General features: G+C 59.5%; 5 protein-coding genes. All 5 read right to left on the bottom strand.

All coding sequences use genetic code 11. The annotated features are described in order from the left end of the window. Positions 1-165: 165 nt before the first annotated feature. Positions 166-8,514 (bottom strand): FG-GAP-like repeat-containing protein, encoded by an 8,349-nt coding sequence (locus Enr13x_RS16140; protein ID WP_197456066.1) that lies wholly within the window; start codon positions 8,512-8,514, stop codon positions 166-168. 598 nt (positions 8,515-9,112) lie between these two features. Further along, a complete protein-coding gene (locus Enr13x_RS16145; RefSeq protein WP_145387746.1) occupies positions 9,113-9,613 on the bottom strand; it encodes a glycine cleavage system protein H in 501 nt (166 codons plus the stop codon). Further along, entirely contained in the window at positions 9,597-10,913 is a 1,317-nt protein-coding gene (locus Enr13x_RS16150; protein ID WP_145387748.1) for a coproporphyrinogen-III oxidase family protein, read from the bottom strand. Before Enr13x_RS16150 ends, Enr13x_RS16145 begins: the two co-directional genes overlap by 17 nt. A gap of 111 nt (positions 10,914-11,024) precedes the next feature. After that, on the bottom strand, positions 11,025-11,996 hold the full coding sequence (locus tag Enr13x_RS16155) for an RluA family pseudouridine synthase (RefSeq protein ID WP_145392399.1): 972 nt from the start codon (positions 11,994-11,996) through the stop codon (positions 11,025-11,027). Positions 11,997-12,176: 180 nt separating this feature from the next. After that, positions 12,177-13,082, bottom strand: coding sequence for a YfgM family protein (locus Enr13x_RS38000; RefSeq protein WP_197456067.1), 906 nt, complete (start codon positions 13,080-13,082; stop codon positions 12,177-12,179). Positions 13,083-13,156 lie beyond the last annotated feature (74 nt).

Raw genomic sequence — 13,156 nt, forward strand, 5'->3', positions numbered from 1 at the left:
GTAATCAGAAACGCTCTGGCAGAGCACGTCAGAAACAAGATGGTGGCGAGTCAAAATGGTGGGTGGCACCATTTAGGTGAGAGTCAAAATGGTGGGTGGCACCATTTGGGTGAGGTATGGGCTGTCGGGGGGACGGCCTTTGCCAATCGCAGCGCGCGAGATCGGCTACCCGAGCGGCGTCAACCAGAGGTCGAGCCATTTCAGCTCGGCTGGGTCCGTTTCGTCGTCGTCATCGTCGTCATCCGCTCGAATCGAGTCGGTCAGGGCGCTGATCGCTTGGTCGACATGACCGGGAGCCCAGTTTGCCCAGGGGGCAGTATCGGTCGGTGATAACTCGGACGCACTGGCGTGCTCGGCCATCACCATCGACAGCGCCGCTGGGGGCTCGCCGCCAATCGGTTCGGTCAACGGAGCCGCGCTGGATTCTGGCTGCATGGATGTCAGCCGCGGCGATTCGCCTTCGCCTTCGCCTTGAACGGCGACTGAGTTGATGATCGCAAGCGCATCACGGCTGGTCACCAAGCCGTCGCCATTGACATCGTAAAACTGGTACGCATTCATTGTCGGCAGCAACGGCAACTCATTCAGGTCGTCGACGGCCAGCCGATTGATCGTGATCAGCGCATCGATCAGACTCACCTCGCCGTTCCGGTTGACATCGAAACGGTTGAAGGGGTTCTGCCAAATGGATTCGCTGGACACGTGGACGGTGGCGTTATCTTTGACTAATCGGTGCGTCGCGTATCCGGCAATCGTGATGGGCGTCTCGAATTGCCACCCCTTTGCCAACGTCAACTGGTCCTCGGGGCCGACGTCGATGTGTAGCGAGTTGTTGGCATCAGTCATCGCGATCACCGCCGGCGCATCCAAGTCGAGTGCTTGGCTGGCCGGATCGGTCAAATCGAGTCTTTCGATATTCCGCAACACCACGCCGCCTGAAATCTCCGGTGGAAGCAAACCTCCGGCAGTCAGCGCGATCGTGTCATAGCCGTCTCCGCCATCGACTTGACCGCCCGTCGTTGCCGACAATGCGATTTGATCATCGCCGCCGGAGGACCGGATCGAGACCAGCGTCTGGTCCGGCAATGGTTCGACGATAATCGATTCGCCGCGGTCGCCGGTCTCCAACGTGGCCCCCTGGGGATCGCCGACGGCGGTGCTGCGCAGCGTTTCTCCACTGATCTCGTCGATCAGAACGATTCGATCGCCTTCCTGGCGGATCCGAAGGTCGCTAAGGATTGAGTCGATATGGACGACACCGATGATTCGGCGACTCGCCGCGGCATAGATCGGGTCACTTTGTGCTGGATCGACGTTCACGTAAACCGAACCGATCTGATTCCGGTCGACGTCAAAATCCAGCGGCGTGCTGACCACCACGACCTGGGGCTGATCCCAATTGTCAGGCGTGAAGGTCAACACCGATGGGGTGAAAACGACCTCGGGAACTTCCTCTCCGTCGATCGAAAGTTGCACCGGGGAAAGTGGGCGTGTTGCGAGCGCCAGCGAGAACGGGTCATCCAATCCGAATTCGTTGACGATCGTCGAATCATCGGTCTGCTCCAGCCAAATCGAAGCCACATCGTCGTCGATGACCTCAACGTCTAGCGTTCGCGGTTCGAGTTGATCAAACGCGACTCCGGATGCCACCGTCGCGGTCAGCGTCAGCTGTGAGACCGCTTCGGACGTCAGGTCGTCGATGGCGGTGGCTTCAACATCTTGTGGAATCGACCAGTTGTCGGGCGTAAAGGTCAACTCTGTCGGTGAGACGACCAACTGTGACGGGTCGCTCGACGCGATCGAAACGGTGACGTCGCTGATCGGCCGGACCGACAGCGCTAGCGAGGACACGCCCGGTGCGGCGCCTTCAACGACTCGCAAATTCGAGGTCAGAAAATCGAAACCGGCGACCTCGTCATCGAGTACCGAAATCGTCACCACTTCATCGGGATGCCCGGCACCGGCAAACGTCACATCGATCTCTCGCGTGCCATCGACGACTTGGTTGTCCGTCGCGGCGATTTCAAAGGAGACTGTGGGGCGGCCGGGAAGGAAGGTGACCGAGGGAGGCAGTTGGAGCGAGTCGGCGACCGAAGGTGTGATCGAAACGGTCACGCCTGGGAGTGTGTTGCGGGTCAATCTGGCGATGCGCCGGCGGCTACCCTCGACGACATCGGTCGAATCGATCAACAGTCGCAACTCCGGCGTGTCATTGTCTTGGATCGTCTCGGTCAGCGTGTCCGCAATGTAGCCCGTCGATGCCACGGTGATGCCAACCTGTTGATCACCGGCGACCGTCGGATTGTCGACGACTTCCGCGGTAAAGGTGACTTCCGTTTGCGTGGCGCCGAAGCGTACACTTGCCGGCAGCCTGAGGCTGTCAAATGCACCGCCGGTGATTTCCACCACCGCTTCGCCTTCCGCGGCGGGACGCGTGATCCGATACGTGGCCGTGCCACTCGATTCGGTCAACGGATCCCCGAGACGGGTGAGCGTCAATTGCTCGTGATCGGTAATCGTCAACTCCGTTTGGCTGAGCTGGTAACCCGTTGCCGATGCAACCACCGAGACGACTTGGTCGCCTTCCAATTGATCGTTATCGATTGCGGCGGCAAAGAACGGTCGCGAAAGATGGCTTCCGTCATCGAATTGCACGGCACCTGGCACGGCCAGTCTGCCGGGGTCGGTCGACGTCAGGGTTGCCACCATGTTGCCACGCGGGTCAGACCGACGCACTTGCATCTGGATGGTGCCGCCATTTTCCGCAATGGTGTTTGATGCGGTCACCAAGGTCAACTCTTCGAAATCGGTCACATTGACGGTATCCGTTGCCGAGATGTAACCGGGACCGGATGCGGTGACGGTTCCGACACGAACGGCATCGAGCGAGGAATTGTCGTTGGCGGTGATCAAAAAGGGATCCGACGTTGCCGCACCGTCGGCAAACGTGATTGTCGCCGGAACACTCAACAATCCGGCCGGGGTGCTCCCCATCGTTGCCGTCAGCGGTTGGCTGGTATCGGTACGTGTCAGCCGCGCCGTCGTCGTGCCGCCGTTTTCGCCAATGGAGTCTTCGTCAATGATCAACGTCAGCGGCTCGTAGTCGAGCACGTCGAGGGTGGTCGTCGCGTCAAGCATCCCGACGCTGAACGTGGTGATCGTGACGTTTTGCGTCCCATCAAGAATCTGGTTGTCGCGACCGGTCAGCGTCACCGTCGCTTGCGTTTGCCCGGCGGGAATCGTGATGCGGTTGGAGGAAAGCAACAGTTGGTCAGAGCGTGAGAGCGTCAGGTCCACCACCGCATCTTGGCTGGCATCCAGACGTGTCAGCGTCAGCGTGACCGTATCGGAATTCTCAAACACCGTGCGGGAACTCAATCGCAGGCCAAAGGTCTCATAATCGGTGACTTCGACAAACGCGACGTCACTTTGAAAGTTGCTGGCCGTGGCCGTCACGCCAACGAATTGACTGCCGTCGAGCAGGGCGTCGTCGACGCCGAACACGGGAACCGTGACCGTGTCGAAGCCCGCCGGGATGGTCACAAAGGACGAGCCGAGTCGCAATTCGGTCGCATCCGACACGGACAGTGAAACGACGATCGGCGTCGATAAATCGGCGTTGCGACGGATGATCGTGGCGATCGCCTGGCCTCCGTTTTCGCTGATCGATCCCGGATCGATTTCGATGTCCAACACTTGACGCGAGACCGAGAACGCGGCCCGATAGTCTCCGCCCGCGATGCCGTTCCCCGATGGCTTGCTGTCCCACAGAAACAGACTGTCATTTCCCGCGATCACATTGCTGAGAAACTCGCCATCGAGCAGATCGCCGGTGGAATTGGTGATCCCACCGGCCTCGCCGTTGACCTCCAACAAGTAAAACCCGGCGCGCAACGGCTGGCCGAATTCCAAGGTTGCCACGTTCCGTGACGGATCCCAACCGATCAACCCATCGGCGTCCGGTACCACCACATCATTGCCGTCGAAGAACGTCGCATCATCGCTTTGCAGCAACGTAAAGTTATCGGCGGTCAACGTGCCGAGGTCGAGATTCCCAGAAAAGGTGACGTCGAGCGACTCGATGGAATCGTCAAAGACGTGAGTCCCCGGAGTGATCGAGACGTCGGTGACTGAAGGCCCGTGAATGAATCCGCCGACGTCGACGCGGCGATCGGGGCGGATCCAATCGAAATGCATTTCGTTTCCGCCCGCGGTCTCCTGGTATTGGATCCGAATCGGGTACGTTCCGGCAATCAATCCGGGAGTCAATTCGCCGGACAAGAGCGGTTGGTTGCTGCCCCAGCCGTTGTCGAACAACTCGTCGGTATCAAATGATCCGCTGCGATCCAAATCGATCCAAAAGCGGCTGCTGTCGTCGCTCCGTGTCAACAGTTGCACCCCGTCTTCGGGCACGACGACATAGCCGTCCCATTGGACGGAGAAATTGTCCCAATTGTCGTCGTCGACACCGCCGGTGATTCCGACCGTGGAGCGAACGCCAAATTCGGAACGCGTAAACGAGACCTTGGGATCGACGCGGGTTCCCGATATCGTCTGCGTCACTCTCCAATCGAGCTCGTCGACGGTGCGGAGGCTGGTGTTGATGTAGCTGCCGGTCAATCCGGGGTTGCTGAGTGCCGCGTCGGTGAACAAGTTCGATTCGGCAACACTACCGGAGACCGTGACCGATTCGAACAAACGCACGTCGTGTCCGGCGACGTCCACCAAGTCGGCTTCGATGCGATAGCGTCCCGAGTCGACCACGCCACGCGAGTAAAGGTTCAACGTCGAATTAAACGTCGTGTTGATCGCCTCGTAGGTCGCGTCCAGTTCAGTCAACGTGTCATCGTCGCTGTCGAATAATCCGTCGGGACCGGTACCGCGCAGCGTGTAGGTCGCCGAATGAACGCTGGGCATGCTCAATTGATCATTCATCCGCACGACGAAGCGACTGGCGTTGTAGGGATCGCGAATGTACGAGACGCTTTGCACCCGCGCCGGCGTGGTGTCGGTTCCGCTGATCGTCAACCGCGTGACAAAATCTTCGGCCGGCGTCGTCGCGCTGCCGCTACGATCGGGGAATGAATAGTCGGCTTGCACGAATCCGTTGAGTGGGTTGCCGGCCAGGTCGGTGATGCCGCCGCTGCCGCTGACCAAACGGATCGTGTAGTCGCCCGGCGTCAATGGTGAGTCCGCCGTCCAGACGACGGTCGAATCGAGCGGATTGGCGACGGCCGTCCCCGCGATCACGCCGCCCGATGAATCGGTGACCACGATGTTTTCCGGTGTCAGAGTCGATTCGTCGAGGACGCCGTCAAAATAGAACGTGATTTGGCCGGTGCTGTTGACGACGTCGCCGTTGTCGGGATGCATCGCGATCACCGTTGGTCCGACCGAATCGATGGCACGACCCGGCGTGACTTTCAATCGATAGTTGCCCGCCGAACTCAGCTTGCCTTCGATGCGAACGGTGATCGTGTCCTCGCTGGCAAAGGTCCAATCCAGAAACGGATCGACGCTCTTGATTCCGCTGTTCCCATCGGTCGCATCATCGCTGGTCGCAATCAGGGAGCCATCGGAAGCATGAATCGAAAGCACACTGTCGAGCGGGTATTGGAATTCTGCGGAATCGACATCGAACGTGAATCGTTGGCCGGCGGCGACATCGACGGTGTATTGGTCCACATCGCGGTCGGTGTCGATCATCCCAAACACGACCACGCGATCGTTCTTGGTCGCTTCGTCGGGTTCATCGACCACCGACAAGGTCCCTCCCCAGTAGTTCGTGATCGCCAGTTCGTTGTCGCCGTCGCCGTCGAGATCCGCGACCGCTCCGACCGCTTCGCCGTTTCCGGTTTCAATGGAGATCGGACGCGTGAACGTTCCGTCGGGGCTGCCCAACTGGATTTTCAGCGTGTTGCCAAACCCGCCGACGATCAGGTCTTCGAATCCGTCCTGGTCGACGTCCTCGGAAGAGATGAAGTGCGTTGTGATCCGCGTGTCGTGAAACGCGTCTTGGACAGGTAACCCCGACGCATCGGAGAGGAATACACGGACGGCTCGGTCCTGTCGATAGACCACGGCCAAGTCGTCGCGACCGTCGTTGTTGAAGTCATCCGACGTCACGCTTTCGGGGCCATCACCGGTTGCGAACACGACGGGACGGTTGAATCCGTTGGCTCCGTCTCCGTACCACAGCGTCAGATCATCGCTGGTGAAGTTGGTGGTGACCAAGTCTTGGTTGCCATCGCCGTCAAAGTCGCCGGAGGAAACACCGTGGGGGGCCGTTCCCGCGGACAATTGTTGCAGAAAACTGAACCGTCCGTCTCCGTCACCGGTGTAAACGCGGATCGAGTTGTCGTTGCGGACCGTGGTGGCAAAATCGAGGATGCCGTCGTCGTTCAGATCCGAAACGTGCAGGCCGTTGGGATTGCCGAACAGGGGATAGTTGAACGCGGGGGCGAACGTTCCGTCCCCGTTGCTGATCAGGACGGAGACTTGTTGGGCGCCGTTGACGATCATCGCAATGTCGTCGTCGCCGTCGTTGTCGAAGTCACCGACTTCCAACACGTCGGTCCACCAGCCCAGGTTTCCGCCGGCGGCGATGGTCAAGGGAGTCCCGAGGGTGCCGTCGGCGGCGGCGATGAAGATTTGCAAGCTGTCATCGGTGTCACTGGACATGGCGATGTCGTCTCGACCGTCATTGTTGAAGTCACCGCTGACCACATCGGTCGGCCGATCGCCGACATCGTGGACGGCGGTCGGCGTGTAATCGATCGACATTTCACGCAAGTAGCTATCCAAGGGAACCGGCCCGGCAGTTTCAGTTTGTTCGGGCACGTAGACTTGGGCGCCCGGCTGGAGAATGAAATCCAGGTAATCGCGGACGTCATAGACTTGATTGCCGGGACGCCGGGAATCGGTTCCTTGAAACGCGTAGGTTCCACCGACCGGCAAATACTCACTCGTCCCGACGTAGGACATGAATGCCTGGACGTCACGGGCGTGGGGCAGCCCGGTCGCGTGACCGAATTCATGGTTCACCGTCGTGGTGGTCAACCGCCGCAAGACCGTTGCCGAGGTTTCCCGCGCGCTGTTGACGGTATTGCCATTGCTGCTGCGGACACCGCGGTAGCCGCCGCCGAAGCCGCCCGCTCCGATGTCGCCGAAATCACCGATCCCCGAGGCCACGCGTTCTTTCCCCGGCGCAGGTTTGTCTCGTGTCGCTTCGGCATCGTAGACGCCGTAGCGAGAATCAAAGGTTCCCAGGTAGTAGTCGATCGCTTCGGGAACGGCATAGGGGGCGACGCGATTAAAACCCAGATACGGATCGGTGCTGTCGAAATCCATGAAGTGAACGGCGTTGTCGCGCTGCAACGAAAAATCCGTGATCGTCACGTACTCGATCGCATAGGCTCCCGTGCCGATCGGGCTGTCGGCCAGGACTTCCAAAAAGTAGCTGCCCGGCACCAGGGCGTCGTCGACCTCCGTCGAGATCCGGCCGTTGGGCGAATGGATCAACTGTTGACCGAAGGCGTTGTAGATCCGCATCTCTTTGCCGCTTTCGACAATCTGTTCGCTTCCGCTGAATTGCAGATCGAACCTCAGAAATTCGATGTCGTCGATTTCGAATTGAAACAAGTCGCGATCGGATTGGTCATCTAGGATGCCGACCAAGTTCCCTCGGTACGTCGTGGTATCGAGCTGACCGGCCGTCTCGAACGAATCGCCAAGGTCCGGGAACGCCTGAGCGTTGTCGACCAAATCGACGACCATTGCATAGTCACCGGAGACGTCGCCGGATGAGTTGGCGCCCGAGAGGGCGACGAAGAGCTGTTGGTCGTCTTGAATCTGCAAAACGATTCCGGTGCCCGACTGATTTTCACCGATCACGTTGCCGAACGAATCGAGGACCTCCACCGCCGGACTGGTTGTTTGCAATCCGGCAAAGGAAACCACCAGTGTTTGACCGGCCGAGGCATCGAGCGAATAAACGTCTTGCTCGGAAACATCGGCGAGTCGGCCGATGACTTTTTGGCCGAGCAGCCCATTCAAGCCGTCGGCTGCGGCAAGCGTGTCGTTGGGTTCCGATTCGATGTTCCCCGGCGCCGCGGTGTAACTGCTCTGCATTCCGTACGGTCCGACGAACGTGCCGAAGACGTTTTCCGAACCGACGCGGATGAAATACTGTCCCGTCGCCGGTGCGACCAACCGCGCGGTGTCGCCGTCATCGGATGTGACCAATGTTCGTCCGCTGGAATCCTGGATCTGAAGTCCGGGAGGCAACGTCGGGCTGAACCGGGGCGCATTGACGTTGAAGGTGTTGATCGCAAAGCGGTCGCCCCGATTCAAATCGACACGAAAGAAATCGACGTCACGCGTGGAACTGATCGCGCCTTCCAAGACGTCGCCGCGGGGCAGGGCAGTCGCGGAGACCGGCACATCATTCGGCTCGATTTCGGCCGCCAGCAGTTGCCGTTTTTCGAGCGTTTCCGCCTGCAGTTTCCGGCGCATCCGATGTCGCGACGCGACGTTTCGGGGGCGAGCTAGTCTTCGCGCAGCGGCAGGCGGACCGGCACCCCGGTCGGCAGATTTCGAGAACAAAGGCATCGTTGCGGGATCACGGTGGGGAATGAAGAGGAATCAATGAAAAGTGGGGATGGAGCGAGTTTAGCTAATACGCGGCGCCGATGTTGCGTTTGGAGTGCCCCCACCCCCCCGAAAGCCCAGAGAGTCCGCGCCATCAGGCGGCGAGCGGTCGACTTCCCCAGCAGCTGATTCCTGCCGCAGCGTTCGGGCGTCATTTGCTTCGACACCCTCTGGGGTCGCCTCGTGCGTGCCGCCGGACGACCGGAGGTGTCGCTTCGCTCACCTCCGGCTACCGGCTCTGTCCCCGTCGGGGTCATGCAAAGTGCTGGGAGCTAAAGGTGTTGGTGGAACGGCGCGAGCGGGCTGTCGATTTTGTGAGCCGCGCGCCGCGTAAGCGGCCGGGCACTGCGACGCTGCCCGAGGCCTTACGGCCAGCGGCTCACCATTGACTCAGCAGATCCCGACTAAATCGACAGCCCGCGAGTCGTCCGGTGTCAGCTTGAGAACACGTTAAAGTGCGTGCCTAGACGTTCGCTTGACCCTTGATCGTGCGCTGGGCGACTTTCCAGGCTTCGGTCAGGTGATCGGCATATTGCTCGGGCGACAGCAAGACGCCCGAGCCCTCTTGGGCGACGGCCAGTTCGATCATCCATCCGGCGCCGTAGGGATCGGCGTTGATCAAACTGGGGTCGGAAAGAACGTGTTCATTGATCGCCGACAGTGTCCCGGCGACGGGCGCATACAAGTCACTTTCCGCCTTCTTGCTTTCGATCGCGCCAATCATCTGACGGTGCTCGACCGCCGACGGTGCTTCGACTTCCCAGTCCAGAAAGTAGACGTCTTGCAACAAGCGAACGGCGTAGGCCGACAACCCGAACCGCCACGTGCCGCCCCCTAAACCTGATTCAGGCTCGATGCATTGAGCCCACATGTGGTTCTTGGCGTATTGGCGGTCCAGCGGAAACGTGGCTTCGAATTCACCCATCGCAAAGGTGAACGATTCGGTGCTACGTGTATCGGACATTCTGATGTTCCGGCTCAAAGAACACGGGCAACATGGCGTCGACTCGCAGCAAACCGTATCGGGTCAATTCGATGCGTTCCCCGTTGACCGTCGCCCAACCGTCTTCGACATACTTTTCCCACTCCGACTTCCAACGCTCGAGAATGTTGACGCCGAACTTGTTTTGGAAGTAGCCCAATTCCAAATAACCGAGTTTGAGCATCAAGACCATCTCGCGGATCAGTCGTTGGTGGTCGGTCGGAACGTAGCCACGGCCCAGCGGCAGCGAACCCGACTCGACCGTCGAGAGGTATTGTTCTAACTCGGCGACGTTCTGGTAATGCACGCCGCTGACGTGGCCGAAGCTGGCGATTCCGGTGGCCAGCAAGTCGGCTCCTTTGAAGAGATTGTCTCGGTACGAGAAATTTACCTTGGAAGGATCTTTCACCACCGTGTAGGCGCTGCTGATGCTGTAGCCGGCATCGATGAATTCATTGAATGCGTAATCCACCCAGGCACGCTTGGTGGTCCAATCGGCGACCGGGCTGGTCGTGTGGTTCTCCAGCATGTCCTTGCTGATCACGGTGTTGAAAGGCAATTCCATCTGATAGATCGTCACGCTTTCGGGTGACATGTCGATGGCTTGACGAATGTTGTCTTTCCAGTTGTCCCAGGTTTCACCGACCATCCCGGAGATTAGGTCAATGTTGACGTTGGGGAATTCGGCTTCGGCGATCCATTCCCAGGCGCGGAACACTTGTTTGGACAGGTGGGCGCGGCCGTTTTCTTCGAGCAGCTTGTCGGAGAAGTTTTCGACACCCAAGCTGAGTCGCGTGACCCCGAGTTCTTCGCGGAGCGTTTTGACCTTTGTTTCGCTCAGCGTCCCCGGTTCACATTCAAACGTCACCTCTTCGGCGCCGTCCCAGGTGATGTGCTGGCGGAGTCGTTCGGCCAGTTCTGTCAGCTGTTTCGGGGAGAGGAAACTGGGGGTGCCGCCGCCGAAGTAAACGAAGCGGAACGGGCGGTCCTTCATCACCTCCGTTTCGCTGACCATCGAAATTTCGTTGCACAAGGCGTCGACGTAACGTTGGACTTCCGGCGCGGTCACATCCGTGAAGACTTTGAAGTAACAGAACTTGCAGCGTTTTCGGCAAAACGGGATGTGCAGGTACAGCCCCAGCGGCGTGGTTTCGATCGCGGGGCTATGGAGCGCCGAGACGACTGCCTCCAGCGCGTCCTTTTTCCATTGGCTGTAGGGCGGATAGTTCGAAATGAAGTAGCTGCCGACTTCAGTTTTCGAATCACTAGCGGCGGACGACATGGGCTGGCTATTTCAAGAGCGTAGAAATCAGTGAACGGTTGGTTTGATCAACAGGAGTCAATCGTCTTGTCGATCAAGAGTGTCTATTGTAGCCGGTCGTCACCCCTGGAGTCATCGGTGCTCTGTCTGGCGGATCACCTGGATCGTCCGCCGGATGTCATCCGGTAGGGGGGCTTCGAAGGTCATCGATTCGCCACTTTGGGGATGGCAGAGTGTCAAACGGCGCGCGTGCAAGGCCTGGCGATCGAGCACGGGTGGGCTGCCCGCGAGGGTGCCTTGTCCCTGCAACCAGGATTCCGTCGCGACGGCGTGCCCCGCGTAGAGTCGGTCACACAGGATCGGGCATCCCAGGTGGGCCAGGTGGACGCGAATTTGGTGGGTCCGTCCGGTTTTAGGACGGACCCGGACGAGCGTGAAGCGACCGATCCGCTCCATGACTTCGTAGAACGTATTGGCCGGTTTCGTGGTCGAATGGTTTTCTCGAATCGCCATCTTGTCACGTTGGTAGGGATGCCGCCCGATCGGTGCGTCGATGACATCGCGATCGCGGTCGAGTCGGCCGACGGTGATGGCAAAGTATTCTTTTTCGACTTCGCGATCATGCCATTGCTGGGCCAACGCCATGTGAACGGCGTTGGTCTTGGCGACCACGATGACGCCGCTGGTGTCGCGGTCCAACCGGTGGACAATCCCCGGTCGCGTCGGGCCGCCGACGTCGGACAGGCACTGAAAACGGTGTGCCAGCGCGCTGGTCAAGGTTCCCTGCCAGTTGCCGCGGGCCGGGTGCACGACCATCCCCGGCGGTTTGTTGACGACGACAAATCCGTCGTCTTCGTACAGCAGGTCCAACGGGATGTTCTCCGGGACCACTTCATCGGAGAATGCTTCGGGCAGTTGAAAACGGATCGTTTGTCCGGGTTTGATCCGGAAACTCGGGCGGACCGTTCGTCCATCCACCGCCGCTTGATCCTCCTGAACCGCCTGGCGGATTTGCGTGCGGCTGTAGCCGTCGCAGGCGCTGGTCAGAAACAGATCGATGCGTTGGTTGGCCGCCGACTCGGGAACGACGAAATCCCGGCGCACCGGATCGCTCGATTCGTCGTTCAGAGGCTCGTCGCTGGGGGACTCGTCGCTGATGGCAGCGTCTTCGTTAGAAAGTGATTCTGACTTCACCCGAGTTGCATCATTGGACCTTCGATTCGACTGAATGTCTTGTCGACTGGGCAAAACACCCGCAGCCGTTCGCGACGTCGCGGCAAGCCGCTACTCGGCGGTTTCTTCCGTCTTTTCCGCTGCCGGTTCGGCAGCTTCCGGCTCGGTGGCAGCTTCCGGTTCAATCGTTTCCGGTTCAGTCGTTTCCGGTTCAGTCGTTTCCGGTTCAGTCGTTTCCGGTTCAGTCGTTTCCGGTTCAGTCGTTTCCGGCTCGGTCGTTTCCGGCAGTTCTAATCCGCCTTCGATCGGGGCGCCGGGCTCGTCGGACGACTTCAGATCGTCGCCCATGTTCAGATCGGGGAGGTCCAAATCGGGCAGATCGGGAAGCGAGGAGGCGCCGGGAAGCTCGGGCGGCAGCGAGGGGTCGGCGGGCGAGAAATCTTGATCGGAGAACCAGGCCAAGAATTCGACGGTGTCCGGGTTGGACAGTCGGTCGATACGTTCCTGTGCCACGGCGACCATTGCTTCGGACTCGTTGGCGTCCACGGTTCGCTTGTAGGCGTCGATCGCCTCATCGATTTCGCCCAGCGATTCGGCGGCCATGCCCAGACCCAAATTTGCCCGGGACAGCAACAGCGTTTCTTTCGACGCCGCCCGGGCGTCGCTGAATTGATCTTTGGCTTGGGAGAGCAAGGTCTCGGCTTCGTCGCGGTCTTGGTACAGCGAGTTGATGCCTTGGGCCAAGCTTTCATTGCCCTGGAACAGCAGCGACCAAGCCGCCGCGACGGTGTCGGGGTACTGGGACGCGACTTCGGGGTTCTCCATCAGCAACTGCAAGGTCGCGTCGCTGCGTTTGGCGACTTCGCCGCTGGAGTAGAGTCCGACGGCGATCAACGCCACAATGACGATCACCACCGCCGTCAGGATGAGCTTGGAATAAGGCTCAATCTTCTTGTAAAAGCCGGCCAAATTCTCGGCGACGATGTTCTGTTCCAGTTCTGCCTGGCGATCTTTCATGAGTGGTCTTGTCCGCGTTGTCTAAGCGAGACGAGCCGATTGCGGTGAGTGAACGAGTTGGAAGCGTTGGGCTG

This window comes from Stieleria neptunia, assembly GCF_007754155.1.
In the GTDB taxonomy this organism is placed as follows: domain Bacteria; phylum Planctomycetota; class Planctomycetia; order Pirellulales; family Pirellulaceae; genus Stieleria; species Stieleria neptunia.